Source organism: Vibrio plantisponsor, from assembly GCF_013041605.1.
GTDB lineage: Bacteria > Pseudomonadota > Gammaproteobacteria > Enterobacterales > Vibrionaceae > Vibrio > Vibrio plantisponsor.
Genome location: NZ_JABEQC010000005.1, coordinates 235,300 through 260,095 on the forward strand (window position 1 = coordinate 235,300; position 24,796 = coordinate 260,095).

The window sequence follows — 24,796 nt, forward strand, 5'->3', positions numbered from 1 at the left end:
GGATTATAGCGAGATCTTTGCCGAGACTCTACGTTAAACCAATCACTAATAAGATAAAATGTCAGCACTTCTAAATTATAAACTCGAAGGTGAGGGTCACACCGTTGTTTTGATCCACGGCTTATTTGGCAACTTAGACAATTTAGGTTTACTCGCACGTGATTTAAAAACCGATCACCAAGTACTGAGTATTGACCTGCGCAACCATGGTCAATCCTTTCATAGTGACGAACATGACTATGCAGTGATGGCTAATGATGTAAAGCAGCTTCTTGAGTCACTTAACATTGAAAAAACGATTGTGATTGGTCACTCGATGGGTGGCAAAGTTGCGATGAAGCTGGCTGATATTGATGCTTCGAGGCTAGAGAAACTCGTGGTGCTTGATATGTCTCCGGTCAAATACACCAAGCGTAAACATGATGCAGTCATCGCAGGGTTAGATTCCGTACTGGAAAACAAACCCACTTCACGCGGTGAAGTCATGGAGCTATTAGCCCAGCACATTGAAGAAGACGGAGTTCGCCAGTTCTTGGGCAAATCGCTTACCAAGCAAGATGATCACATGACTTGGCGTTTCAATGTGCCAAGCATAAAACAGAACTACTGGAATATCATCGGCTGGGAACCTATTGCCCCTTGTGATGTACCAACCCTGTTTATTAAAGGTGGTAACTCAGACTATCTAACCGCTGAGCATCAACCTCAAATACAAGCGCAGTTTAAGCAGGCAAAAGCACATGTCATCGCGAACACAGGGCACTGGTTACATGCAGAAAAGCCAGCAGAAGTATTACGCGCCATTCGTAAGTTTATTGACTAAAGAGCAATTTATAACCATTAAGCCAACTAAGTGTGAATTCGGTAATGTTGCATCCATTAACTTTGCTTAATAACAGTGGTATAGTGCGCGCAAGCAAATTGGCATAAAGGATACCCATGCTGTACGACTACATGAATATGCTCGAATCTATAGGGCTAGACTTGCTTTTTGCATCTATCTTTTTCTTAATCGGTATGGCGATTAAAGATGTATTGAAACAAGGTAATGTGCCAGTTTTTGGCCGTCGTATTGTTTGGTTAGTTCTATTTTTAGGTTGTGCAGGCTTTATCGCAAAAGGTCTTATCCAACTCAGTTGGGAAGGCACTGGTTTGGGTTAATTCCCCCAACACGTCGATTTCCCCGCAACCCATAACAATTTAAAGGTAAAGGCTCTATGGCAAGTGTAGGTATCTTCTTTGGTAGCGATACAGGTAACACCGAAGCGATTGCAAAGATGATTCAAAAACAACTCGGTAAAAATCTGGTTCATGTTCAAGATATTGCGAAAAGCAGCAAAGAGGACATCGATAACTTCGATCTTTTACTTCTAGGTATCCCTACTTGGTATTACGGTGAAGCTCAATGTGACTGGGATGACTTTTTCCCAGAACTAGAAGCCATTGACTTCTCTACTAAGCTGGTTGCAATTTTCGGCTGTGGTGACCAAGAAGATTACGCAGAATACTTCTGTGATGCGATGGGTACAGTACGTGACATCGTTGAAGCAAAAGGTGCAACTATCGTAGGTAACTGGTCAACAGAAGGCTACGAGTTTGAAGCGTCTAAAGCTCTTGTTGATGAAAACCACTTTGTAGGTTTATGTATCGATGAAGACCGCCAACCTGAATTGACAGAAGAGCGCGTTACTAAGTGGGTACAACAAGTTTATGAAGAAATGTGTCTTGCTGAACTAGAAGACTAATTGTTTCTATTGAAAATAAGCCCTTGCATTGCAGGGGCTTATTTTTATCCATCAAAAATGACTCATGCGCAAATCAACTTGTCCCAAGTTGATAGTCTCAGAGTTAATTCACCGACTCGGTACAGGTTTCATCATCGCCTTCGCGATATTTAGGTTTCTTACGTACGTACAATTTACGGTGCACTTCAGAGACGACTTCACCACGTGCATTCTTGACGTGAATAATGAATTCAGGAAAACACTTATCCCCTGTCGCGGTCATATTTAAAATCGAATTTAATTGCTCGTCAGTAATCCTAAATTCCGCAAACAGATCTGAATGTCCGGGCTTTATAAAGTTGATACTCGCCTCTTTATCCCAAACGTAATACTGCTCTCCTAGAATGCCCATTAACATCAGAGAATAAACGGGATCGGTTAACGAAAAAATGCTGCCCCCATATTGGCTTCGATTAGCATTTTTGTTCCACCAGCGTAGTTTCAAACGCATTTTGGCTTCGCGAAAATCCGCACTAATCGATTCTATTTTGATGCCGGCTCCCCAAAACGGAGGCCAACTATTCAATGCATACTTCACAATATTAGGTTTATATAGCTTCGAGAGTATTCTATTCATGCTATCCGTGCCTTAGACTCTAGATTGCTTTGCGCCTGCACCCGCAAAGGACTCGCATACGGCGCCAATAAAAAGCAGAAATAATGTTAAATAATTGTAACTGGTCTAATCACTTTTATCAGTGACATAGCACGACTTTAAGAGAAAACACTAGTAACCCTCTGAACTTCGTGGTTTATTGTTCAGTGCGAGTAACCTATAATGTTGAGCAACATTGAATTCTGTTATTTACTGCAGATCATCAACGGGAAGATATATGTCAGACAATAACCAAGCGCTAAAAGATGCTGGTCTTAAGGTAACCCTACCAAGGCTAAAGATTTTAGAAGTTTTACAACAGCCTGAGTGCCAACATATTAGTGCTGAAGAGCTCTACAAAAAGCTAATTGATCTTGGCGAAGAGATCGGTCTTGCTACGGTTTACCGAGTTCTAAACCAATTTGATGATGCAGGTATCGTTACTCGCCATCATTTTGAAGGCGGCAAGTCAGTATTTGAATTATCAACTCAACACCATCACGACCACCTTGTATGTCTAGATTGTGGTGAAGTAATTGAATTTTCTGATGAAGTGATTGAGCAGCGTCAAAGAGAGATTGCACAGCAATACAATGTTCAATTAACCAACCACAGCTTGTACTTGTACGGAAAATGTGGTGATGGTACTTGTAAAGAAAACCCAGACGCACACAAACTGAAAAAATAATTACGTTTGTCTGCATCTCTAATTTAAGAAGCCGAGTGATTATTGCACTCGGCTTTTTTATATAGTAAAGGGAGTGTTTAAACACTCCCTTTACTATTTTCAGAGCTAACAACGCTTAGAAATAATCGCGAACCAATACTTCTGCAATTTGCACCGCGTTGGTTGCTGCGCCTTTACGTACGTTATCAGCAACAACCCATAGGTTAATACCGCTGTGGTGACTGATGTCGTTACGGATACGGCCAACCAGCACCTCATCAATACCACCAGCATCACGTACTTGAGTCGGGAAATCATTCCCTTCAAATACACGAACACCTTCCGTTTGTTTCAGAAGCTCAATCACTTGGCTTGCATCAATCGGTGAACTGGTTTCAATATGAACCGCTTCTGCATGGCCGTAAAACACAGGCACACGAACACAAGTCGGGTTAACCATGATTGAAGGATCGTTGAAGATTTTTTGGGTTTCCCACACCATCTTCATCTCTTCTTTAGTGTAACCGTTATCCATAAACACATCGATTTGCGGAATACAGTTAAACGCGATTTGTTGGCTGAATGCATTGTTATCAGCTGGTACACCATTAAGAAGTTTTGCCGTTTGACCTGCAAGCTCATCAATACCCGCTTTACCTGCTCCAGAAACCGACTGATAGGTAGAAACGTTGATGCGCTCGATACCTACAGCATCATAAATCGGTTTTAATGCCACCAGCATCTGGATGGTTGAACAGTTCGGGTTAGCAATGATGTTGCGGTTGCGGAACTCAGCAATCGCTTCAGGGTTAACCTCTGGCACAACCAGCGGCACATCGTAGTCGTAACGGAATTGTGAGGTATTATCGATAACCACCACACCGGCATCCGCAGCAATCGGTGCCCATTTTGCAGATAGGTCACCACCTGCCGAGAACAGCGCAATATGTGCTTGGGACCAATCGAAGTTTTCTACATTCTGAACTTCAATCGTTTTACCGTTAAAACGGTAAGTTTTGCCTTCGCTACGCTCACTCGCCAACAAGAACAGTTCATCAACTGGAAACTTACGCTCCTTGAGAACTTCTAACATTGTTTCACCGACTGCGCCTGTTGCGCCGAAGATTGCTACATTAAATTGCTGGCTCATTGGTTACCTCAATTCTAAAACCTAATTTTTCAAGCGGTGCTAAGTTGGACAGCTCATCACCAACAAGCGTGATCGCGCTGTATTCGCGTCTGTCCCAGTAATTCTTACGCATTAAGTCAAACGCACCCGGCTGACCGATTTCACGACGGAACTGCGCATCGTCTTTTCTTACATCGTAGACGAGTTGAATCAAATTAAATAATGTTGCTTCATCCCAAGCGCGCTCCAGTATGACTTTAGGAATAGGTGCGATTGGCAATAAAGTTGAAGGGTTAGCAAAAGCGCTTGATTCAATGTACTCACAATAACTATTAAAAATCATTGTTGTTCCGCGCGCTTTACCTTCTAAGCCATAGCCTGCTACGTGTGGCGTAGCAAACGCTAACAGTGGTAACAGTTCCATATCCACTTGTGGTTCAAACTCAAACACGTCTAGAGCTGCAATAAAGCCGTCTTTCTTTTGCAAACGAGCTTTCAGCGCTGCATTATCGACGATTGGACCACGAGCAGCGTTAATCAGAATTTGATCGCTTCTCAGGCTCTCAAGTACTTGTTCATTAATCAGATGATGGGTCGGCCATTCACCATCAGTGGTGATTGGTGTATGCAGCGTGATGACATCTGCTTGACTTAATAACTCTTCAAGCGGTGTAAACTCGCGAGTGTCTCCTTCTGCCTGTTTCGGTGGATCGTTCAGCAGAACGTTAATACCCATACCAGTTAAACATTCAGAGAGGTAAGTACCCACTTGCCCTGCCCCGATAATACCAACTGTCTTTTCAAAAATTGAAAAGCCATGTTGCTGCGATAAAACCATCAGCACGCTAACAACGTATTCAGCAACGCCAACCTTGTTACAGCCCGGCGCAGCGGTAAAGAAAATATCACGCTGTTCAAGTAATGCTTGATCGACATGGTCCATACCGGCTGTTGCCGTACCGACAAATCGGAGTTTATTAGCTTTACTCAATAACGCTTCATCAACTTTAGTTACTGAGCGAATCATCAGCGCATCTACATCGACTAAATCGTCGGCAGTTAGAGTACGACCGGGTTTAAGGAACACTTCGCCCAATTGGCTGAATAGCTCTTCAGCGTAAGGCATATTTTCATCGATTAAGATTTTCATTGCAGAATTTAACCCTGATTTTAACCATAGGGGCCTGTTTCCCTTCTATAGCAGGCATTGTGCAAAAAAGAGCGGAAGGTGTCGAGGATAATAGGCTTAAGCCCCAAAAATAAAAATACCCAGTGGCAATGATAGCCACTGGGCAATATCCAGAACAAAAGGATCTTGTCCCGCTCTCCATGGGACAAAGTCAGCGTCTGTTTGATCAGTCAAACTGATCGGTTCTGGAAACCAAAATACCAATCTAAGTAAGTCATTACTCCAATTGGTATTACCTTACGGTATCCTTGGTCTCTTAAGCTTCGTACTTCTTGATTACTAGAGTGGCGTTAGTGCCACCGAATCCAAAGCTGTTTGACATAACTGTTGTCAACTCTTGCTCACGCATTTCACTTACGATATCCAGACCAGCTGCTGCTTCGTCTAGGTTATCGATGTTAATGCTTGGCGCGATGAAGCCGTGGTGTAGCATTAGAGTTGAGTAAATCGCTTCGTGTACACCCGCTGCACCTAGAGCATGACCTGTCATTGCTTTCGTTGCAGAAATTGCTGGGCTGTTGCCGCCGAACACTTCTTGGATAGCACCAAGTTCTTTCACGTCACCAACAGGTGTTGATGTACCGTGAGTGTTAACGTAATCCACTTTGTCGATACCTTGCATTGCCATCTTCATACAACGCACAGCACCTTCGCCTGATGGCGCAACCATGTCATAGCCGTCAGAAGTCGCACCGTAACCTACGATCTCGCCGTAGATTTTCGCGCCACGAGCAAGCGCATGCTCAAGTTCTTCGATAACAACCATACCGCCGCCACCAGAGATAACGAAACCGTCGCGGTCTGCGTCATAAGTACGAGACGCTTTGTCTGGTGAATCATTGTATTTAGTAGATAGTGCGCCCATTGCATCGAACATCATAGTCAATGACCAATCTAGCTCTTCACCACCACCTGCAAATACGATGTCTTGTTTACCCAGTTGGATAAGCTCCATAGCGTGACCAATACAGTGTGCCGAAGTTGCACATGCAGAACTGATTGAGTAGTTCACACCACGGATTTTGAATGGCGTTGCCAAACATGCAGAAACCGTTGAAGACATTGTGCGCGGTACCATGTATGGACCAATACGCTTCACGCCTTTCTCACGTAGAGTATCAACAGCGATCACTTGGTTCAGTGATGATGCACCACCAGAACCTGCAACGATACCTGTGCGATCATTAGAAACTTGCTCGTCAGTCAGACCAGCATCAGCGATTGCTTGTTCCATTGATAGGTAAGCAAATGCCGCCGCATCACCCATAAAGCGCATCTGTTTGCGATCAATATGGTCAGCAGGGTTCATCTTCAAGTTACCCCAAACTTGTGAGCGAAGGCCTTGCTCTTTAAATTGCTCAGAGCCTGTGATGCCTGATTTGCCAGCTTTAAGAGACGATAAAACTTCTTCGACGTTGTTACCGATACTTGAAACAATACCCATACCGGTGATTACGACTCGTTTCATGTGACATTCCTATTATTCAATAATTCGTTAAATGATAACGAAGATGGACTTCAAAAGTGGTCAGCTTTCCCATTAATCCGTACAATCTCGACAATATTTCGCCGAATTTGAAAGAATTTTCCTACTATGACATCCATTACTAACGCACAGCTTGGCTGGAATGATGCCGGAACGCCGGTTTCAGACCAGTTCGATGATGTTTATTTTTCCAACGTCAATGGACTGGAAGAAACTCGCTATGTGTTTCTAACACAAAATAATCTTCCTCAAAGATGGCAAGATTATGACCAAAAGCGTTTTGTCATTGCCGAAACAGGATTCGGTACTGGATTAAACTTCCTCGCAGTTTGGCATTGGTTTGAGAAGTTTAGACAGCAAAACCCCGAAGCGATACTACAATCGTTACATTTCATCAGTTTTGAGAAGTTCCCGCTAAGTAAGGCGGATTTAATTAAAGCGCATGAATCTTGGCCTGAACTGGCTGATTACGCACAACAACTCCATGAATTCTATCCGATTGCCGTTCCGGAATGCCACCGCATCGTCTTAGCCGATGGCGCTATTACGCTCGATTTGTGGTTTGGTGACATTAAAGACTGTATGCCAAAAGTGCCAACTCTCAAGCAAGGCATTGTTGATGCTTGGTTTTTAGATGGCTTCGCACCAAGCAAAAACCCAGAAATGTGGAACCAAGAACTGTTCGATGGTATGGCAAAACTGGGCAAGCAAGATTGTACCTGCGCAACGTTCACGGCGGCAGGTTTCGTGCGTAGAGGTTTAATCGAAGCTGGCTTTGATATGAAGAAAGTCAAAGGCTTCGGTACTAAGCGAGAAATGATCGCCGGTAAGCTCAAAGAGAAAGTAGCATACAGCAACGTTAAGCCTTGGTTCCATGTTGAAGCGACTGACAACCTGCATGACGTTGCGATTATTGGTGGTGGTATTGCCAGTGCTGCTCTTGCAAAAACACTCACAGCAAGAGGTATCTCGGTCTCTATGTATTGCAAAGATGAAGCCCCTGCGGAAGGCGCATCTGGCAATCGTCAGGGCGCAGTGTATCCGCTGTTGAATGGTGAACACTCTGGTGTATCTCGTGTGTTTGCTCCAGCTTTTTTATTTGCTCGTCAATTTATCGACCAAGCGGCAAAGACCGTTTCGTTTGACCATGACTGGTGTGGCGTGACTCAGCTAATGTGGGATGACAAATCGACCAAGAAATTGGACACCATGTTGAAAGCGGACTTCTCGCCGGAATTAGTATCCAAACATAATATTGAGCAAACCAACCAAATGGTGGGATTGCCGGTAGATGTGGAAAGTATCTCCTACCCTATGGGCGGCTGGCTGTCGCCTGCTCAGTTCACTCAAGGCTTAATCGCTGAGCTAGAGCAACAAGGTAAGCTAAAGGTTTACTACCAGCACCATGTTGATTCACTCGACTGGCAAGAAGAAGACAAACAGTGGCAACTAACCTGTGGAGAGAAAAAACTTCGCCACCAAGCGGTTGTTATCGCCACTGGGCATCTGTTTGATAGCCTGACGCAAACACAGTTTGTCCCTCTCGGTAAAGTAAAAGGCCAAGTGAGTCATATCCCGACCAACAACGAATTACAGCAACTAAAAACAGTGCTCTGCTATGACGGTTATATGACGCCTTGTAACCCGAACAATCAACATCACTGTATCGGGGCCAGTTACGACCGTTCGCACTTAGATCAAGAGTTTGATCCACATGCTCAAGTTGAAAATGCTCAGCGCCTCAAAAACTGCTTACCTCAGCAAGCATGGCCAAACAGTGTCGATGTGAGCGAGAACCAATCTCGCCAAGGCATTCGCTGCGTGAGCCGCGATCACCTTCCGTTTGTCGGTAACGTAGGGAATTTTGAAGCAATAACAGAGCAATATTCAGAACTCAGTGATATGAGTGAGTACAACGCTCCTAACATTGAGCAATACCCCAAGTTGTATGCATTGATTGGATTGGGCTCTCGCGGTTTAAGCTCCGCGCCACTCATGGCTGAACTGCTAGCTTCACAAATGAGTGGTGACCCGTTGCCTCTGCCTAACGATGTGCTTGAAACCCTTCATCCAAGCAGAATGTGGGTAAGAAAGCTGCGCAAAGGCAAAGCGTTGACTGAGAAGTGAATCGGTTCTGCAAACACGAAAAAGCCTCGCAATAGCGAGGCTTTTTTATCAATGCGATTTAAAGATTAAGCAGCCAGTTTTGCTACCGCTTCTTTAAGTTGAGTCGCAATGCTTTCATTCGTAACGACACCACTTTCCAAATCGAAGTTGTCGTAGAAGCTTGGTACTGAAACCGTCGCTTTCACATTACCGCCAAAGTAACCAGCAGAGCCAGAAGCGGCTGCTAATACTGATGTTGCACCACCAGGGCCTGGAGAAGTTGCTAGGTATACTGCTGGTTTGTTTTTAAATACTTCACGGTCGATACGGGTTGCCCAGTCAAACAAGTTTTTGTATGCCGCTGGGTAGTGACCGTTGTGCTCAGCAAAAGAGATAACAAATGCATCTGCCTGTGCTAAATCACGTAGGAAACCTAACGCGCCTTCAGCTTGACCAATCTCTTTTTCAAGATCTTCGCTGAACATAGGTACGTTGTAGTTGTTGATGTCCAGCACTTGAACTTCAGCGCCATCAATCAAATTTGCTGTATAAGTTGCCAATGCTTTGTTAATAGAGGTTGAGCTGGTGCTTGCACCGAATGCAATAACTTTCATGATGATAACCTTGTGTGCTGTTTCGATGTAACTAGATTAATCTTTGAACACCTTACCAACAAGCCGAATTATTGTATTAGGTCATTCAAAAATTTTGAATGACGCGTTATTCGCGCAACTCGCGTCTCACCTATTGACGCTTCTCAATGAACACTCAACGCATAAAAAAATAGCAGCGTAATTGCTGCCATCTTTTGTATTTTGTTCTTCGTACTTTCACTAAGCTTGGTTCGATAACTCGTTCCACAAGTCAGACACAATGATACGGTCTGCTGGTGTCAACTCAGAGCGAGCCTCTTCCAAACTTTTTTCAATACGTACTTTTAGCTCAGCGATGTCTTCAATGCCTTCTTCTTCACACGATGCTGCGGATAGTGAGATGTGCCCACGTAAGTAACCGCCAGCAAACAGTTCATCATCCGATGCCGTAGCAATACGTGTATCAATCAGCTCTAAAAGTTTTTCTTCAAATTCAATAATCATGTTCTATGAATACCTAGTTTTATCAAGACTGTGCAGTTGCGTATGGATTACTTAATCACAAACTGATCAGCCGTTAGTTCTGGTGTCTGATAAAACGACTGCAATGCCTGAGAAAGCATTTTCACTCGTTCAGGTAATCCATGTTGCAAAATACTCAAGACTTCTTGATGGACTTTCGCCATGAATGCCAGACGGTCTGGTTCAAAATCGCCGCTAAGGTTGTCACAACTTACCGTAAAAGGAAACCCTGCACTGCGCGACAGTATCCACTCATAAGCTTGGGGACGAATTTCGACTTTCTCGAACTCTGCCTGCACTTGCTCAGAACGACCATCGGGATGATACCAGTAACCAAAATCTTCCAATAAACGACGTTCAGGGCCAGCCACACACCAGTGCGCAATTTCATGCAAAGCAGAAGCATAGAAGCCGCGAGCAAAGATAATTCGGTGATAATTCACCTTGTCATCAGCAGGTAAATAGACAGGCTCATCACCGCCTAACTCCAGCTTAGTGTTAAACGAACTGAAGAAGGTTTGGTTAAAGATGTCGATCAAATCAGTGTATTGGTGAGACATAACAGCAAGTTCTTGGGTATGCGACGTATGAAGTTAACAACGAGCTGCATTTTCGCGGCTTTTTGCTCTGAGGTAAAGTGTAGGAATACATGTATTAGTTTTATTCATCTGTAAAACTGCGGTCAAAACGCCAAAAAGCGGTCGTATTCCGTCGCATCTGATACTACACTGCGCACCTTTCTCAGACCTTGATTCATCACGACTCTCAACCAACAATCATTTATAGGTGTAATACTATGCTGCTCAGCGTTTTGTACATTATCGGGATTACAGCGGAAGCCATGACTGGTGCACTCAGCGCAGGTCGCAAGAAAATGGATTGGTTTGGTGTCATGTTAGTCGCCAGCGCAACAGCCATTGGTGGCGGAACCGTGCGCGATATTTTGCTGGGCCATTACCCTCTAGGCTGGGTAGAAAACCCAGAATTTCTCGTGATTACTTGCGTTGCGGGCGTTGTGACAACCGGTATTTACAAATGGGTGATCAAGCTCAAAGGTCTGTTTATTCGCTTAGATGCTCTGGGTTTGATTGTTTTCAGTATTATCGGCACCAAAGTGGCAATGGGTATGGGTCTGCATGAAGTTATCTGTGTGGTGTCTGCGCTAGTAACTGGTGTATTTGGCGGTTTGCTGCGTGATCTGATTTGTCGCCAACAACCTTTAGTGTTGCATGACGAACTGTATGCTTCCGTGGCACTTGTCGCCTCAGTGCTCTATTTAGCATTATTAAAATTTGGGGTGAATGATGTGACCAGCACCATCATTACTTTAGTGGTCGGTTACCTGCTACGCATGGCTGCGGTCCGTTTTAAATGGCGTTTACCGTCTTTTCACCTTGAAGCTGAAAACTCGATTCACTGAACTGGAATAAGCAAACCAAACCAGTTTAGCTTTTACTCGTAATGCAAAAGAAAACGCCCTCAAGTGAGGGCGTTTTTCATTCATAAATCCGAGATTAGATGTGTGGTGTCTCTGTTGTTACACCGTGGTTCTGACCACGATGACGTAACAGATGATCCATCAACACAATCGCCAGCATAGCTTCAGCAATTGGCACCGCGCGAATACCAACACATGGGTCATGACGACCTTTCGTAATCAGCTGTGTTGGCTCACCAGCACGAGTGATTGTGTCACCCGGAACCGTAATGCTCGATGTTGGTTTAAGTGCAATGTTCGCGACAATGTCCTGCCCCGTAGAAATGCCACCTAAGATACCGCCAGCGTGGTTGCTCTTAAAACCTTCTGGAGAAAGTGGGTCACGGTGCTCACTGCCACGTTGATTGACCACGTCAAAACCATCACCGATTTCGACACCTTTCACCGCGTTAATGCTCATCAACGCATGTGCGATGTCTGCATCTAAGCGATCAAATACCGGCTCACCTAAACCGACAGGCAGATTGGTTGCAACCACCTGTATTTTGGCACCGATAGAATCACCTTCTTTTTTCAGGTCACGGATCAGTTGGTCGAAGGCTTCCACTTTATCGACATCTGGACAGAAGAAAGCGTTGTTTTCGATTTCATTCCAATCCACTTTATCAATCGAGATATCACCCATTTGTGATAAGTAAGCACGGATTTCAACACCAAATTCTTGCTTCAGATATTTCTTCGCAATACCACCAGCAGCAACACGCATTGCCGTTTCACGAGCAGACGAGCGACCACCGCCACGATAATCACGAATGCCGTATTTCTGATGGTAAGTGTAGTCAGCATGTCCTGGGCGGAACTTATCTTTGATTTCTGAATAGTCTTTTGAACGCTGATCGGTATTTTCAATCAGTAATCCAATCGACGTTCCTGTGGTTTTTCCTTCAAAAACCCCAGAAAGAATTTTCACTTCATCCGGTTCACGGCGCTGAGTGGTATAACGAGATGTGCCCGGGCGACGACGGTCTAGGTCGAGTTGTAAATCCGCCTCGCTAATCTCAAGTCCCGGAGGGCATCCGTCTACGATACATCCAAGTGCGATACCGTGACTTTCTCCGAATGTGGTTACTCGGAAATGTTGTCCGATACTGTTTCCTGCCATTACTTCCTCAAATTAGTGCGTTGAAAGTAGGAACGAACCACTTCCAACATACTGATAGCTATTCTTCGTGGATTCATAGTGGCTTTATTACGTTTTGATGTAAAGCCCTTAACCACATCAAATTGGACAAAAATAGTTGGCCCAAAAATGAAAACGCCGACACTAAGGTCGGCGCTTTGCGAGAGTTCGAAATTAATCGATATAAAGTGCGAAATCTGAGGCACATTCGAGCAGTTGCTGACGTGTGAGCATAAACACACCGTGACCGCCATTCTCAAACTCTAACCAAGTGAATGGAATGTGTGGGTACTGATCCATCATATGAATCATCGAGTTGCCCACTTCACAAATCAAGATACCGTTTTCTGACAGGTAACGTGGTGCATTGGCAAGAATACGACGAACCAGTTTCAAGCCATCGCTACCAGCAGCAAGGCCTAGAGCAGGTTCATGTTTGAACTCCGCAGGTAAGCTATCCATATCTTCCTGATCCACATACGGTGGGTTAGAAACGATAATATCGTATTGTGATTCTGGTAAATCACGGAACAGATCCGAACGAATCGGGAACACTTGCTGTTCAAGACCATGATCTTGAATGTTTTGCTCTGCAACCGCTAAGGCGTCTGTCGAAATATCAATCGCGTCCACTTCCGCTTCTGGGAATGCATACGCACAAGCAATCGCAATGCAACCACTGCCAGTACACAGATCCATAATGCGAGTTGGTTCTTCAACCAGCCAAGGTGAGAATTGCGCTTGAATCAGTTCACCGATAGGTGAGCGAGGTACAAGTACACGTTCATCAACAAAAAACTCTAACCCACAGAACCACGCTTTATTGGTTAAATAAGCGGTTGGAGTGCGGTCTTTAATACGTGTAATAACACGTTCAACAATACGTAAACGCTCGCTAGATGTTAAGCGAGAGTTCAAAGCATGAGGAGGCACGTCGATCGGCAGATATAGGGTTGGCAGCACAAGTTGCACCGCTTCATCCCACGCATTATCCGTTCCATGACCATAAAATAAATTGGCTGCATTAAAACGGCTAACCGTCCAACGAATCATATCCTGAAGGGTGTGAAGTTCCGAAACGGCTTCTTCTACAAAAATCTTATCCAAAATTGCCTCCGAAAAGCGCTACAATACTGCGAATATTGATGATTAACTGAATAACCAATTCTAATGAGCAAAAAAGACACCGATTACAACGACAATGATTATTTAGACGCTGACGATGATTTTGCAATGTTTCGCGATGCAGTAAAGGGCGTAAAAAAGTTAACGCAGGATACCATAGTCCAGCAGCCAAACAGAAATGCTAAACAAAAAGAAATCATCAAAGGTTCACGTGAAGCAAGCGACAGTAATTTTTACTTCTCTGACGAGTTTGTACCGCTACTCAGCGAAGAAGGTCCAACTCGCTACGCTCGCGATGACGTTTCTAAATATGAAGTGAAAAAACTGCGTCGTGGTGTCTACGTCCCAGACGTGTTCTTAGATATGCATGGCATGACTCAACAGGAAGCCAAACGTGAGCTTGGCGCTATGATCGCTTACTGCGTGAAAGAGAGTGTGCACACTGCTTGTGTACAGCACGGCATCGGTAAACATATCCTGAAGCAAAAAGTGCCGTTGTGGTTGGCACAGCACCCTGACGTGATGGCATTCCATCAAGCGCCACTAGAGTTTGGTGGCGATGGCGCACTGCTGGTTTTGATTTCTATCCCAGAAAAATAATCACCCAAAAAAGTAATCACATTGAGTCTCAATGGATAAAGTGCAACAAAGATACTATGGCGAGAAGGATACTAGGGCAAGAATGCCCTAGTTTAAGCGTATTGGATATGTTGAGCGCTTTGTGTTGCTTTACCCTTTGAGGTTATCCCGCTAATAACGCATATCCGGCGGGATTGGCATCTTCTCTTCATGCAGTATCGGACGCTGACCACCTTTGCGACGATATTGTTTAAGCTGGAAGATGTACGCCAGAACCTGAGCCACCGCTACGAACAAGCCGTCTGGAATTTCCTGTTCTAACTCAGTGGTATGGTATAAGGCACGCGCCAATGGCGGAGCCGGAACAATCATGATGTTGTGCTCTCTCGCCACTTCACGAATTTTCAGAGCCATATGATCAACACCTTTAGCGACCACCACAGGTGCCCTATCGGTATTTTGCTTATATCGCAATGCAACAGAGAAGTGATCCGGGTTGGTAATGATAACGTCGGCTTGAGGAACTTCTGCCATCATACGGCGCTGAGCAGCTTCACGTTGCAGCATTCGGATACGGCCCTTAACTTCCGGTTTACCTTCCGTATCTTTGTACTCATCTTTCACTTCTTGCTTGGTCATTTTCAACTGGTTAGCGTGTTGCCAAATCTGGAAAGGTATATCAATCGCGACAACCACCAGCAATGAGCAGCTAATCAGCAGGACGAAGTTAAGTAAGATATCCAACGCATGAAAGATATTCTGCGGGAACACATCCAGGCTCAGCTGAAACAGATCGTGCTTCGAGCGGTCAATTAAGGTAAACGCCACTCCGGCGACTAAAGACACCTTTAAAATCGACTTGATCAGCTCAACCCAACTTTGCAAACCAAACATTCGCTTGAAGCCACTGAGTGGATTCAGTTTCGAAAATTTTGGCATTGCCGCTTCCATAGAGAAATTCACACCACCTACGCCAGCAGCGCCGATAAAAGCAGCAATAAACAGTGTAATAAGCACCAGAAAAAGAGGGAGAAGAAGATTAACAAGAGCTGATGATGCGATATCAAACAGCTTTCCGAGATCGAAAATTTCCTCTCGGCTCAAACTGAACAAACGTCGCATTGAGGCAAAAAGTCCGCCAGCTAACGCTTCTCCGAACCACATCAGAGATACTGCGCCAACCACTAATACCGATACAGAAGCCAGCTCCTTCGAACGCGCAACCTGACCTTTTTCTTTGGCCTGTTGCAGCCTTCTGGGCGTGGCGTCTTCGGTCCTTTCTTGACCGTCTGATTCTGCCAACTCAGCCTCCTAAAGCTAACAATTTAATCGGATGAGGCTGCAAACCTGTTGCTCGCCTTGCAGCCAATAGAGTTCATAATGAGTGTAAAGACCACTGATGATAAACCAACAAAGCAGCAAGCCGACCATCAAGGCAAACGCAAAACCCAAAGAGAAAATGTTCAGCTGCGGTGCAGCACGGGTCATAACACCAAATGACAAGTTCACCGTCAGCAATGCAATGATCCCCGACAGCGACATACTTAACGCAACTTTAAATATAGTCCCGAACCATTGCGCCATCTGCTCAAAATCTAAGTTGTTCAGCCCCGAACCACCAATAGGTAGGCTTTTAAAACTAAACGCCAGCAATTGAATCATCTTCAAATGACCATCGCTGGCAAGGAAGAACATCGTGGCTAAAAACATGAATAGCTGACCAAGCAACGGCGTATTCTGACCGTTGGCAGGATCCACCATGGATGCGAAACCTAAGCTCGATTGCATACCAAGAATCTGGCCGAGCATAACGAAGGTTTGAATAATAAACTGCGTCACCATCCCCATAGAGACACCAATGACCAACTGCTCCAAGGTGATCATAAACCCTTGAAGAGAAAGCAGTTGAATATTTTCCGGCACCGCAGGGATAGCCGGCATAAGTGCCAAGGTTAAGGCTAAGCCGAAATAGAGACGAATTCGCGCAGAAACAAATCGAGCACCCGTTACCGTCATTACCATCAGCATCGCGGAGATGCGCGTATATGGCCAAAAATAATTGGCGATAAAATCAAGGACGACGGTGGCTGGATACTCCATGTATGCTCCTAGTAGAGAACTTGAGGCAAACGCTCAATCATGGAATAAAAGAAATCCATCTGCATTTGCACCATCCAATGGGCAAATGCCATCAAAGCCAGCAGTGTGACGATCAAACGCGGCAAAAAGCTCAGCGTCTGTTCGTTGATTGAAGTAGCGGCCTGAAAAATTGCGACAACCAGACCCACCAGCAGACTCGGAATGATGATGGCACACACCATAATGAGTACCATCCATAAAGCGTCACGAAAGAGTTCAACAAATATTTCAGGTGTCATGCTTTTCTCCCGCTACAACGCAAAACTGCCGGCGAGTGTGGAGAGAATCAAGTTCCATCCATCAACCAACACAAACAACATCAATTTAAATGGCAGCGATACGATCATCGGTGAAAGCATCATCATACCCATTGCCATCAGTACCGATGCCACAACAAGGTCGATAATCAGAAATGGCAAAAACAGCATAAAGCCAATCTGGAAAGCGGTTTTCAGCTCAGAGGTGATAAACGCTGGGATCAATACCGCCATAGAGACATCTTCTGGGTTTTGCGCATCAGAACCCGATATGTTGACGAAGGTTTCCAAATCTTTCACGCGAGTCTGCTTGAGCATGAAATCCTTCATCGGGATTTGGGCGGTATCAAACGCCTGTCTCGCCGTCATCTGTTCGTTCAAATAAGGCTGTACTGCCTCTTCGTTAATCTTATTAATTACCGGAGACATGATGAAGAAGGTCAAAAATATCGCGATACCAATGATGACCTGGTTTGATGGCGTTTGCTGCAAACCCATCGCCTGACGAAGTATCGACATCACTACCACGATACGAGTAAACGACGTCATCAAAATGACCATGGCAGGCAAAAAGCCCAGCATGGTCATTAAGGCTAAAATTTGTAAGTTTATCGAGTAATCTTCGCTGCCATCCGGATTAGTGGTCATGGTAAAAGCGGGAATTCCCGCACCGCCACTGCTGCTACCCATAGCGATAGTACGCGAAGCACCTTGGTCTTTTTGCATCGCAGTCACAGTAACATTCTGTGCGCCCGCAGCCGTTGAAGGGATCGGTGTTTCCAGCTCTTGTTGCGCGTAAGCTAGCGGCGTAAATACCAAAGCGCTCACCCAGACAATAAGCGCTAAGCGAGCCCATAGATTGCGCAACACATCAAACAGGTGTGTTTTTATCATTCTTTTTTAGTAGCTGAGTCAAAGTGTTAGAAAATGGTACCGACTCTAGCTCCTCCTGAGTCAATGGAGTTTCCAATTTAGAGATCAATTGAACTGACTGAGATGTAACACCAATCAGAAATTGCTCCTCTCCCGCTTGTACTATCATCAAACGCTCTTTGGTGCCAATCGGTAATTGACGAACAACGCTCAAGCCTTTTTGCTGACCAAATGCAGGAACTCGCATTCGTTTAAGTAACCAAGCCATACCAATGATGATGGCTATAACGAACAATAGCGACCCTAATGTAGTCGCTATATCGAATTGGTCGCTTTGAGCTGCCAGCGCAGGGCTGGCAACCAAAGATAACATTATGAAATAACGCATAATGTTATCTCAATTTCTTAATACGTTCTGTTTGACTAATAACGTCAGTTAAACGAATACCGAACTTATCGTTGACCACAACCACTTCTCCGTGAGCAATCAAAGTGCCGTTAACCATCACATCTAATGACTCACCAGCAATACGGTCAAGCTCTACAACAGAACCTTGGTTAAGTTGCAGTAGATTACGGATACTGATTTTAGAGCGGCCTACTTCCATTGAGATGGTCACAGGAATGTCCATGATGGTATCAAGCTTACGACGCTCATCATCCGTGATTGGTGATGTGGTGTCTTTTAACTCATCCAAAGGTGCTGCTAAAATTTCATCAACATCAATATCTGGCGCATTTGGATCTTCGCCAAGGGCTGCTGCCCACTCATCTGCAAGCTTTTGATCATCTGTTTTTGACATCTAGGCTACCTATTTCCTTAATCAATCAACTCTTCGTCGTCTTCATCTTCCTCATCATCAATCTCAGCAATTATGTCTTTGCCAAGGAATGCGAGGTCGGTTTTGACCACATCAGGACGTCTAATTTTCTCTGAAATCTGAACTGCCATTTTCTCACCGGAACGTCCCATTTTGACGCGGTAGGTTGGCAATTCTTCAACAAACATAATGGCGTGTTCAGGCATTTTAATTGGGATGATGTCCCCTGCTTGAAGCTCCATGAGATCGCGCAGCGCGATATCTTGTTCTAATAAGTTAACGCGGAAGTTAACCGGCACATCCATGATCTCTTCGCGAAGCGCCGAGCTCCAACGAACGTCGGTTTCCATCTTGTCTGACTGAACACCCGCATCAAGAAGTTCTCGGATAGGTTCAACCATCGAATAGGGCATAACAACGTGGAAATCACCGCCACCGCCATCCACTTCGATATGGAATGAACTGACAACAATCACTTCTGTCGGGCTGACAATGTTCGCCATACTTGGGTTCACTTCTGAATCCAAGTATTCAAATTCAACCCCCATCACCGGAGACCAAGCTTCTTTGTAATCGCCAAACACGATTTTAAGCAGTAGCTGAGTAACGCGACGCTCAGTCGGCGTGAACTCACGACCTTCGATACGCGCATGATAGCGTCCATCACCACCAAAGAAGTTTTCTACTAGGATGAAAACAAGACGAGCTTCCATGGTCACTAACGCCGTACCTTTGAGCGGACGGAAGCGAACCATGTTCAAACTGGTAGGAACATAAAGGGTGTTTTGATATTCGCCGAACTTCATCATTTGCACGCCGTTGATCGAAACTTCGGCGGTTTTTCGCAACATGTTGAACAAACTGATCCGCATATGACGGGCAAAACGCTCGTTGATAAGTTCGAGTGTTGGCATTCGACCACGAACAATACGATCTTGTGACGAGAAGTCGAACGAGATGGCACTTTCATCCGCAGTGTCGAGATTTTCTTCTACTTCGTCAACGCTATCTACCCCGTGGAGTAGCGCATCAATTTCGTCTTGGCTTAATAGATCGGTCACACTTCACCTACTGCATTACAAAATCAGTAAACAACACACGTTCAATGACTGGTTTTCCAACCACTTTCGTCATGACGGCTTTAATGTCATCGGTCGCTTTATCACGTAACTCAATACGGCCTGTTGCTTCTCGCAATTGCTCAACCGTTGCAGAAGCAAACGTTGCAAGCAATGTACTTTCAATCAGGGGTGAGTGATAACGAGCAAGATTGTCATTCTCGCTGCCTCTGACCATAAGCTGTACTTTAATCTGTACCACGCGATTGCGGGTATCACTGGTTACGTTAAATACAAACGGCTGAGCAATGTTTACATAAGAAACCGGCTCAACCTGAGCGGAAGTTTGGCTAGCACTCATATCACTATCTTGACTTGAATCGTCAGAACCCATGAGAAAGAAGGCTGCGGCACCGCCGACTAACAACACAACGACAGCAATAATAATGATCAGTAGTTTCTTTTTACCTTTCGGAGCTTCTGCTGGGAGTTCTTCAACAGCCATAACGTTCTCTATGTTGTTATTTTTTAATTAAGATTTACTTAGTTTAAGCGTAATAACTGATTCCATCACGCTTTGCAGCCACATTCAAATCAAGATTGACGTTTGTATCAAGATTTTCTTCACTTTGTCGGCTATTACCGCTCGCAGATTGACCACCTGAACCATCACCACTTGCCGCATAACGCTGTTGCTGACCAGAGCTTTGTTGCTGAACGGATGTATCACCCAACTGAACACCTTGGTTATTCAACATTTCACGCAGTCTTGGCATGGATTGCTCAAGAGCATCGCGAGCTTGTTGGTTAGCCACGGTAAAATGCACTGTGGCGCCATCGCCATTCATGTTCATACGAATATGCATACGTCCCAGCTCTGGCGGATCAAGGCGAATATCAATGTTCTTCAGGTTTTTAGATAGCATCACTTGCACACGCTCTGCCATCTGCTCTGCTGCCATATCACCTCTGGATAACTGCAAAGGTACGTTTTGTTGGGCGGCTTGCAGAGGCTCACTGCGTAAACTTTGAGGACTGTTTAATCCTTGCTGTCCCGCTGCAGCTGAAAGTTGCTGTGCCAAATGTGAATCAACACCGTCGCTGTGTTTATTTCCTTCCATCAAGGCATTTAACGCCTTAGCACCTAAGCCAGCTTTAAGGGCAGCTTGATTCACCGTCGGGTCAATCTGATTCGCCATCGCGCCAGCCAACATTGGATTAGCCTGTGCGTTAGCTTGCGGCAACTGTACTTGAGCTTCAGCATGGATAGGCACTTGAGATTGCGCCATCATTGCTTTATCAGCTTGGCTTAACATAGCCTGCGGATTCTGTACGCCTTGGGACAAAGCTTGTGATACTGCTGCATGTGCTACAGATTTCGCCGCAACCTTACCTTCAGCGAGATGGTTTATCTCTGCAGCTACACTTGCAGCTTCAGTATTACTGTTCCCCCAAGGAATCGCCGCAGGTGCGACCGATGCTAACGCTTCTTTTGGAACCAAAGTATCTTGCGACGCTGAAGGATCCTGAGCGTCTACAACTTGTTGTGAAACATTAGCATTTTGTAGAACGTTGGCATTTTGTGGAACGTTGTCATTTTGTGAAACGTTAGTGTCTTGAGCGACCATAATATCTTGATTTGCAACATTTGCCCCTGTGAGCTTAGATTGTTTAGCCAAGATAGCGGCTTGTTCACTGTCACTGAGTGCTTTGAGCTCTTTTGCGTTTGTTTCTGGCGAAATCAGCACTTCATCTTCACTGTCAGCATGCTTCTGCGATGGATCTTGCTGTAACGGCTTCGCTTGAGGTTGAGTCGAATTCAACTGAGCGACCAGCTCTGGTTCGAGTTCTGAATCAGCACCACTTTGCATTTTTTCCGATGGCACAAATTTCTCAGAAAGCTCGGCTTCTTTTTCATGTGGCAAAGCCTTGCCATCATTTTTAACCAGCGTCTGATTCGCCTCTTGTAATCGGCCTAATATTTTATCGCCGTCATCCATCGCTTTCGCTGTTTTTGCTTTTAACTCTGCATGTTCAGGCTCTTCAGAAGCAATGAAACGCTTGAGATTTTCAGGAACCTCAACACTCTCTTCATCCGCAACTAACTTTGGCTCAGCGGAAACCTCAGAACCGTTTTCAACTTTAACTGCAACTTCATCATCACCTTGGCTTAAAAGCTCATCAGTGCTGGTTGCTTTCACTTCAGCGCCTTCTACGGATTTCACTTCTTTTGCCTCGGAAGCGCTATCACTGGAAGCGGGTGCATCACTTTTACCAAGCAGCAGTGAAGCCAGTCTTTCCAAAAAGCCTTTTGATTCTCCGTTGTCACCACTGACTAAATCCTGCGCAGGCGCAGACTTAGTCACATTGGTAACTTTAGAAGTCTCTACTGAAGGAGTTAAATTGACATTCATACACAGCTCACTCGCATTAATCACTGCAAACCTTTGCCGCTCTAGACGGGAATAGCCCGCCAGCAAAGGGGTGCTAATCTGTTCGCGTTAAAATTGTATACATAACTGCAAAAAACGAGCCAATCGTAAGATATTCTCAACGATTAAAAATGAGCTCTACAGAGTGTTGGTACGACGACGATTGAAGTTGATAGTCGAAAACTCGTCCATCATTTTCTGATCCCGTTTCTCTTGTAAGCGTTGATATTCAGTCTGCTTTTTCTCAATCAACCACTCGTAAGAACGGCGCTGCTTACGGACATCTAACCAATAGGATTCACAGTTCTGCACCTGCGTTTTGAAGTGCTGCTCTGCTTGACGCTGCTTAGATAAAGTTTCATCTAATTGAGTTAAGAAACGATTCAAGTGTCCATACTGACTGGCGGTTAATCCTGCCTGACCGCGAGAAACAAGCTGCTGGCAGTAATCGAGACGATACTGCTCAATCTGCTTAAGCTGTTGATAATAGTCTTCCAGTTCGCGACGCGCTTTACTCAGCGCCATTACCGCTTTATCTTCTTTACTTTTCGCCTGTTCAAGCAGGAATTCCAGAGCATTATCCATTCAGCGGTTACCCTATACTGAGTACGTTCTTAAGCATGCTGATACACATGTCATAAGGTACTGACTCTTTCATGGTCTGCTGCAAGAAACCGTCCAGCTTTGGCTTCATGGTGAAGGCACTATCTATCGCCGTGTCTGTACCTGGCTTATAGGCACCGATTGAAACAAGATCTTGGTTTTTACGACAGGTCGACAATATCTGACGTACCGCTTTCGACATCAATATGTGCTCATCGGTGGTGATTTGCGGCATAACACGACTGACCGATTTCTCCACATCAATCGCCGGATAGTGACCGGCATCGGCCATTTCACGAGACAGAACGATATGACCATCGAGAATAGCGCGAGACGCATCGGCAATAGGATCTTGTAAATCATCCCCTTCGGTTAAAACCGTAAAGAATGCAGTGATAGACCCCTGATGAGGACCACCGTTACCCGCTCGTTCAACCAGTGCTGGCAATTTAGCAAACACAGAAGGCGGATAACCTTTAGTTGCCGGTGGTTCACCCACTGACAAGGCTATTTCACGTTGAGCTTGAGCAAAACGGGTTAACGAATCCATGAGCAACAATACGTCCAGACCTTGGTCACGGAAGTATTCCGCGATAGTCAGCGCAGTTTGACACCCTTTTAAGCGCATCAGCGGTGATGAGTCCGCGGGTGCTGCGACAACCACCGAACGTTGTCTGCCATCAACACCTAAAATTTCTTCGATAAATTCTTTAACTTCGCGACCACGTTCACCGATGAGCCCTACCACCACAACTTGCGCGGTTGTTCCTCGGGTCATCATGCCCAAGGTCACCGATTTACCAACACCAGAACCTGCAAATAGGCCGATACGCTGACCTTTTCCGACCGTTAAAAGACCGTTAATCGCTTTGATTCCGACATCCAGTGGCTCACTGATCGGCTTACGTGCTAATGGGTTGATTGGGTCGGCATTGAATGAGGCTTTTTTATCGGTGTAGATCGGGCCGAGTCCATCAAGAGGATTTCCCACACCGTCAATAACGCGACCAAGTAATTCCATTCCAACGGGTAAACCCGCTTCTACCGTCAGAGGGGTAACTTTCGCCCCCGGCAGGACACCGGTAATTTGTTCGCTAGGCATTAAAAACAGTCGGTCGCCGGAGAAACCCACCACCTCTGCTTCCATTGAACCAGACATGGTTTCAACGCTGCACAGACTACCAATTGGAGCACGACACCCCGTAGCTTCCAGAGTTAAACCAACCACTCTCACCAACTTACCAGAGGCAATCGGGCGACTTGTCAGTCCTTGGACTTTGTATTGTGAGAGTCTATCAGCCAGTTGAAGCATTATTCGTTGCCCTGTTGATGTCGGTTCGTGCCACAGAAGCTCTGCAATACACTGCGAACTCTGTCTTCCATTCGGTAATTAACACTTGATTCGCCCGCTTCAATTTGAACATCGCCACGACTTAAAGCTGGTTCGCTGACGAGTGTCCAGTTACGGGTATCCAATTCATTTTCTCCATAAGCCTGCTTGATGATTTCACAGTCTTCAGGGTGCAATTTCAGCGTGATGGCATGACCAGCAATTGGCAGCGCTTCAACAGACGCTTTCACTGTATCGAGGATAACTTGCGAATTGGTCTGCACTTCTACGTGCACCACTTCTTTAACCAGTGACAGCACCATGTCCACCAGCTGTTTTTCAACCTGCGCATTCATCAGCTCAAGAGGTTGGGCAAACTGGTTTGCAAGGCTCATAAAGATTTGAACATGCTCTTGGACAGTTTGTTGCCCCGCTTCCAATCCTTCCGTGCTACCCGCTTGAAAGCCCTCTTCATGCCCGACTTTATGGCCCGCTTCTTGGCCCAGTTGGAAACCTTCCTGATAACCTTCCGCTTTACCTTGTTCAATACCTTCCTGATAGGCAGCTTGTTTGATTAATTCAATTTCTTCTTCAGTAAGAACAACAGGCTCTTCTGTTTCAGGTTCATCGAAACTTGGAATCCAGCTCGGGTCATAGTTAAGCGCCGTTTCCTTTGCTCTTTTATGAGTCTCAGACGTGTAGTCTGGCAGACCCCACTTTTTCGCCTGTTCAACCGTTTCATCAGAATCGAGGCGGATAAAACCGCGCTTTCTTTCACCTGACATCATATTTCCTATCTAAAGATAAAAAAGGCCGGCTGATTAAGCTGGCCTTATGGGCTGTTATCTTGTCTGAACAACAGTCCTAAATTAAGAAGACCTGTTTTTACA

Annotated in this window: 28 protein-coding genes; 7 read left to right on the plus strand and 21 right to left on the minus strand. The window is 45.2% G+C overall.

Going from position 1 to position 24,796, the window contains the following annotated elements; all coding sequences use genetic code 11:
• Nucleotides 1–58 precede the first annotated feature (58 nt).
• The 3 genes from HKI82_RS09335 (at nucleotide 59) to fldA (ending at nucleotide 1,745) form a co-directional block, all read left to right on the plus strand.
• Nucleotides 59–823: an alpha/beta fold hydrolase gene (locus HKI82_RS09335; protein WP_102940832.1), complete on the plus strand. Its 765-nt coding sequence runs from the start codon at nucleotides 59–61 to the stop codon at nucleotides 821–823.
• A gap of 116 nt (nucleotides 824–939) precedes the next feature.
• Nucleotides 940–1,161 (plus strand): DUF2788 domain-containing protein, encoded by a 222-nt coding sequence (locus HKI82_RS09340; protein ID WP_039424790.1) that lies wholly within the window; start codon nucleotides 940–942, stop codon nucleotides 1,159–1,161.
• Between the two features lie 56 nt (nucleotides 1,162–1,217).
• Nucleotides 1,218–1,745, plus strand: a complete 528-nt coding sequence (gene fldA, locus HKI82_RS09345; RefSeq protein WP_042483937.1) for a flavodoxin FldA — start codon at nucleotides 1,218–1,220, stop codon at nucleotides 1,743–1,745.
• Nucleotides 1,746–1,848: 103 nt separating this feature from the next.
• Here the strand turns inward: fldA and HKI82_RS09350 are convergent, their stop codons facing one another.
• Nucleotides 1,849–2,361, minus strand: coding sequence for a DUF4442 domain-containing protein (locus tag HKI82_RS09350; protein ID WP_171137839.1), 513 nt, complete (start codon nucleotides 2,359–2,361; stop codon nucleotides 1,849–1,851).
• Nucleotides 2,362–2,617: 256 nt separating this feature from the next.
• Here HKI82_RS09350 and fcrX point away from each other — a divergent pair, with 256 nt between their 5' ends.
• Nucleotides 2,618–3,067 carry a ferric iron uptake transcriptional regulator FcrX gene (gene fcrX / locus HKI82_RS09355; RefSeq protein WP_042483943.1) on the plus strand — a complete coding sequence of 150 codons (450 nt, stop codon included), beginning with the start codon at nucleotides 2,618–2,620 and terminating at the stop codon, nucleotides 3,065–3,067.
• Between the two features lie 115 nt (nucleotides 3,068–3,182).
• Here fcrX and HKI82_RS09360 read toward each other — a convergent pair whose 3' ends face one another.
• The 3 genes from HKI82_RS09360 to fabB form a co-directional block, all read right to left on the minus strand.
• The gene (locus HKI82_RS09360) at nucleotides 3,183–4,196 is read right to left on the minus strand and encodes an aspartate-semialdehyde dehydrogenase (RefSeq protein WP_112403866.1); all 1,014 of its coding nucleotides are present in this window, start codon (nucleotides 4,194–4,196) and stop codon (nucleotides 3,183–3,185) included.
• Nucleotides 4,180–5,325 carry a 4-phosphoerythronate dehydrogenase gene (locus HKI82_RS09365; RefSeq protein ID WP_171137840.1) on the minus strand — a complete coding sequence of 382 codons (1,146 nt, stop codon included), beginning with the start codon at nucleotides 5,323–5,325 and terminating at the stop codon, nucleotides 4,180–4,182. The genes HKI82_RS09360 and HKI82_RS09365 overlap by 17 nt, the downstream gene beginning before the upstream one ends.
• 295 nt (nucleotides 5,326–5,620) lie before the next feature.
• Complete coding sequence (gene fabB, locus HKI82_RS09370; RefSeq protein WP_102940836.1) at nucleotides 5,621–6,832, minus strand: beta-ketoacyl-ACP synthase I; 1,212 nt, start codon at nucleotides 6,830–6,832, stop codon at nucleotides 5,621–5,623.
• 126 nt (nucleotides 6,833–6,958) lie between these two features.
• Here fabB and mnmC point away from each other — a divergent pair, with 126 nt between their 5' ends.
• On the plus strand, nucleotides 6,959–8,977 hold the full coding sequence (gene mnmC / locus HKI82_RS09375; protein WP_171137841.1) for a bifunctional tRNA (5-methylaminomethyl-2-thiouridine)(34)-methyltransferase MnmC2/FAD-dependent 5-carboxymethylaminomethyl-2-thiouridine(34) oxidoreductase MnmC1: 2,019 nt from the start codon (nucleotides 6,959–6,961) through the stop codon (nucleotides 8,975–8,977).
• Between the two features lie 65 nt (nucleotides 8,978–9,042).
• Here mnmC and HKI82_RS09380 read toward each other — a convergent pair whose 3' ends face one another.
• From HKI82_RS09380 to HKI82_RS09390, 3 genes are all read right to left on the minus strand, one after another.
• On the minus strand, nucleotides 9,043–9,570 hold the full coding sequence (locus tag HKI82_RS09380; RefSeq protein ID WP_171137842.1) for an NADPH-dependent FMN reductase: 528 nt from the start codon (nucleotides 9,568–9,570) through the stop codon (nucleotides 9,043–9,045).
• A gap of 219 nt (nucleotides 9,571–9,789) precedes the next feature.
• Nucleotides 9,790–10,053: a YfcL family protein gene (locus HKI82_RS09385; protein WP_042483970.1), complete on the minus strand. Its 264-nt coding sequence runs from the start codon at nucleotides 10,051–10,053 to the stop codon at nucleotides 9,790–9,792.
• 47 nt (nucleotides 10,054–10,100) lie between these two features.
• Entirely contained in the window at nucleotides 10,101–10,631 is a 531-nt protein-coding gene (locus HKI82_RS09390; protein ID WP_171137843.1) for an elongation factor P hydroxylase, read from the minus strand.
• A 236-nt stretch (nucleotides 10,632–10,867) separates the two neighbouring features.
• Between HKI82_RS09390 and HKI82_RS09395 the strand changes: the two genes are divergently transcribed.
• Nucleotides 10,868–11,491 (plus strand): trimeric intracellular cation channel family protein, encoded by a 624-nt coding sequence (locus tag HKI82_RS09395; RefSeq protein ID WP_102940840.1) that lies wholly within the window; start codon nucleotides 10,868–10,870, stop codon nucleotides 11,489–11,491.
• A gap of 94 nt (nucleotides 11,492–11,585) precedes the next feature.
• On the opposite strand, the gene aroC is transcribed toward HKI82_RS09395, so the two are convergent.
• Both aroC and prmB read right to left on the minus strand, forming a co-directional pair.
• A complete protein-coding gene (aroC, locus tag HKI82_RS09400) occupies nucleotides 11,586–12,671 on the minus strand; it encodes a chorismate synthase (protein ID WP_102952720.1) in 1,086 nt (361 codons plus the stop codon).
• 192 nt (nucleotides 12,672–12,863) lie between these two features.
• Entirely contained in the window at nucleotides 12,864–13,796 is a 933-nt protein-coding gene (gene prmB / locus HKI82_RS09405) for a 50S ribosomal protein L3 N(5)-glutamine methyltransferase (protein WP_102940842.1), read from the minus strand.
• A gap of 63 nt (nucleotides 13,797–13,859) precedes the next feature.
• Between prmB and smrB the strand changes: the two genes are divergently transcribed.
• The gene (smrB, locus tag HKI82_RS09410; protein ID WP_171137844.1) at nucleotides 13,860–14,414 is read left to right on the plus strand and encodes an endonuclease SmrB; all 555 of its coding nucleotides are present in this window, start codon (nucleotides 13,860–13,862) and stop codon (nucleotides 14,412–14,414) included.
• 150 nt (nucleotides 14,415–14,564) lie between these two features.
• Here the strand turns inward: smrB and flhB are convergent, their stop codons facing one another.
• The 12 genes from flhB to fliH all read right to left on the minus strand — a co-directional run bounded on the left by flhB (nucleotide 14,565) and on the right by fliH (nucleotide 24,691).
• A complete protein-coding gene (gene flhB, locus HKI82_RS09415) occupies nucleotides 14,565–15,695 on the minus strand; it encodes a flagellar biosynthesis protein FlhB (protein ID WP_171137845.1) in 1,131 nt (376 codons plus the stop codon).
• 15 nt (nucleotides 15,696–15,710) lie between these two features.
• Entirely contained in the window at nucleotides 15,711–16,493 is a 783-nt protein-coding gene (gene fliR / locus HKI82_RS09420; protein WP_102940845.1) for a flagellar biosynthetic protein FliR, read from the minus strand.
• 8 nt (nucleotides 16,494–16,501) lie between these two features.
• Nucleotides 16,502–16,771 (minus strand): flagellar biosynthesis protein FliQ, encoded by a 270-nt coding sequence (gene fliQ, locus HKI82_RS09425; RefSeq protein ID WP_042483989.1) that lies wholly within the window; start codon nucleotides 16,769–16,771, stop codon nucleotides 16,502–16,504.
• A gap of 12 nt (nucleotides 16,772–16,783) precedes the next feature.
• The gene (gene fliP / locus HKI82_RS09430; protein ID WP_102940846.1) at nucleotides 16,784–17,683 is read right to left on the minus strand and encodes a flagellar type III secretion system pore protein FliP; all 900 of its coding nucleotides are present in this window, start codon (nucleotides 17,681–17,683) and stop codon (nucleotides 16,784–16,786) included.
• Nucleotides 17,661–18,050 (minus strand): flagellar biosynthetic protein FliO, encoded by a 390-nt coding sequence (fliO, locus tag HKI82_RS09435; RefSeq protein WP_102940847.1) that lies wholly within the window; start codon nucleotides 18,048–18,050, stop codon nucleotides 17,661–17,663. The genes fliP and fliO overlap by 23 nt, the downstream gene beginning before the upstream one ends.
• A 4-nt stretch (nucleotides 18,051–18,054) precedes the next feature.
• Nucleotides 18,055–18,465, minus strand: a complete 411-nt coding sequence (gene fliN / locus HKI82_RS09440; protein ID WP_102940848.1) for a flagellar motor switch protein FliN — start codon at nucleotides 18,463–18,465, stop codon at nucleotides 18,055–18,057.
• A 17-nt stretch (nucleotides 18,466–18,482) separates the two neighbouring features.
• Entirely contained in the window at nucleotides 18,483–19,544 is a 1,062-nt protein-coding gene (gene fliM / locus HKI82_RS09445; protein WP_102940849.1) for a flagellar motor switch protein FliM, read from the minus strand.
• A 7-nt stretch (nucleotides 19,545–19,551) separates the two neighbouring features.
• Nucleotides 19,552–20,046 carry a flagellar basal body-associated protein FliL gene (fliL, locus tag HKI82_RS09450; RefSeq protein ID WP_102940850.1) on the minus strand — a complete coding sequence of 165 codons (495 nt, stop codon included), beginning with the start codon at nucleotides 20,044–20,046 and terminating at the stop codon, nucleotides 19,552–19,554.
• 43 nt (nucleotides 20,047–20,089) lie between these two features.
• Nucleotides 20,090–21,955 carry a flagellar hook-length control protein FliK gene (locus HKI82_RS09455; RefSeq protein WP_171137846.1) on the minus strand — a complete coding sequence of 622 codons (1,866 nt, stop codon included), beginning with the start codon at nucleotides 21,953–21,955 and terminating at the stop codon, nucleotides 20,090–20,092.
• A 156-nt stretch (nucleotides 21,956–22,111) separates the two neighbouring features.
• Nucleotides 22,112–22,558 (minus strand): flagellar export protein FliJ, encoded by a 447-nt coding sequence (gene fliJ / locus HKI82_RS09460; protein WP_102940852.1) that lies wholly within the window; start codon nucleotides 22,556–22,558, stop codon nucleotides 22,112–22,114.
• 7 nt (nucleotides 22,559–22,565) lie between these two features.
• Nucleotides 22,566–23,888: a flagellar protein export ATPase FliI gene (fliI, locus tag HKI82_RS09465; protein WP_171137847.1), complete on the minus strand. Its 1,323-nt coding sequence runs from the start codon at nucleotides 23,886–23,888 to the stop codon at nucleotides 22,566–22,568.
• Nucleotides 23,888–24,691, minus strand: a complete 804-nt coding sequence (fliH, locus tag HKI82_RS09470) for a flagellar assembly protein FliH (protein WP_102940854.1) — start codon at nucleotides 24,689–24,691, stop codon at nucleotides 23,888–23,890. Before fliH ends, fliI begins: the two co-directional genes overlap by 1 nt.
• Between the last annotated feature and the right edge of the window lie 105 nt (nucleotides 24,692–24,796).

Coding starts and splice junctions, on each gene's coding strand:
- fldA (WP_042483937.1), top strand. CDS start 1,218: ATGGCAAGTGTAGGTATCTTCTTTGGTAGCGATACAGGTAACACCGAA.
- fliP (WP_102940846.1), bottom strand. CDS start 17,683: ATGATAAAAACACACCTGTTTGATGTGTTGCGCAATCTATGGGCTCGC.
- HKI82_RS09380 (WP_171137842.1), bottom strand. CDS start 9,570: ATGAAAGTTATTGCATTCGGTGCAAGCACCAGCTCAACCTCTATTAAC.
- fliI (WP_171137847.1), bottom strand. CDS start 23,888: ATGCTTCAACTGGCTGATAGACTCTCACAATACAAAGTCCAAGGACTG.
- fliL (WP_102940850.1), bottom strand. CDS start 20,046: ATGGCTGTTGAAGAACTCCCAGCAGAAGCTCCGAAAGGTAAAAAGAAA.
- HKI82_RS09340 (WP_039424790.1), top strand. CDS start 940: ATGCTGTACGACTACATGAATATGCTCGAATCTATAGGGCTAGACTTG.
- HKI82_RS09395 (WP_102940840.1), top strand. CDS start 10,868: ATGCTGCTCAGCGTTTTGTACATTATCGGGATTACAGCGGAAGCCATG.
- fabB (WP_102940836.1), bottom strand. CDS start 6,832: ATGAAACGAGTCGTAATCACCGGTATGGGTATTGTTTCAAGTATCGGT.
- fliJ (WP_102940852.1), bottom strand. CDS start 22,558: ATGGATAATGCTCTGGAATTCCTGCTTGAACAGGCGAAAAGTAAAGAA.
- HKI82_RS09360 (WP_112403866.1), bottom strand. CDS start 4,196: ATGAGCCAGCAATTTAATGTAGCAATCTTCGGCGCAACAGGCGCAGTC.
- fliH (WP_102940854.1), bottom strand. CDS start 24,691: ATGTCAGGTGAAAGAAAGCGCGGTTTTATCCGCCTCGATTCTGATGAA.
- HKI82_RS09335 (WP_102940832.1), top strand. CDS start 59: ATGTCAGCACTTCTAAATTATAAACTCGAAGGTGAGGGTCACACCGTT.
- HKI82_RS09350 (WP_171137839.1), bottom strand. CDS start 2,361: ATGAATAGAATACTCTCGAAGCTATATAAACCTAATATTGTGAAGTAT.
- fcrX (WP_042483943.1), top strand. CDS start 2,618: ATGTCAGACAATAACCAAGCGCTAAAAGATGCTGGTCTTAAGGTAACC.
- fliR (WP_102940845.1), bottom strand. CDS start 16,493: ATGGAGTATCCAGCCACCGTCGTCCTTGATTTTATCGCCAATTATTTT.
- aroC (WP_102952720.1), bottom strand. CDS start 12,671: ATGGCAGGAAACAGTATCGGACAACATTTCCGAGTAACCACATTCGGA.
- fliN (WP_102940848.1), bottom strand. CDS start 18,465: ATGTCAAAAACAGATGATCAAAAGCTTGCAGATGAGTGGGCAGCAGCC.
- fliQ (WP_042483989.1), bottom strand. CDS start 16,771: ATGACACCTGAAATATTTGTTGAACTCTTTCGTGACGCTTTATGGATG.
- fliO (WP_102940847.1), bottom strand. CDS start 18,050: ATGCGTTATTTCATAATGTTATCTTTGGTTGCCAGCCCTGCGCTGGCA.
- mnmC (WP_171137841.1), top strand. CDS start 6,959: ATGACATCCATTACTAACGCACAGCTTGGCTGGAATGATGCCGGAACG.
- HKI82_RS09385 (WP_042483970.1), bottom strand. CDS start 10,053: ATGATTATTGAATTTGAAGAAAAACTTTTAGAGCTGATTGATACACGT.
- HKI82_RS09365 (WP_171137840.1), bottom strand. CDS start 5,325: ATGAAAATCTTAATCGATGAAAATATGCCTTACGCTGAAGAGCTATTC.
- HKI82_RS09455 (WP_171137846.1), bottom strand. CDS start 21,955: ATGAATGTCAATTTAACTCCTTCAGTAGAGACTTCTAAAGTTACCAAT.
- HKI82_RS09390 (WP_171137843.1), bottom strand. CDS start 10,631: ATGTCTCACCAATACACTGATTTGATCGACATCTTTAACCAAACCTTC.
- smrB (WP_171137844.1), top strand. CDS start 13,860: ATGAGCAAAAAAGACACCGATTACAACGACAATGATTATTTAGACGCT.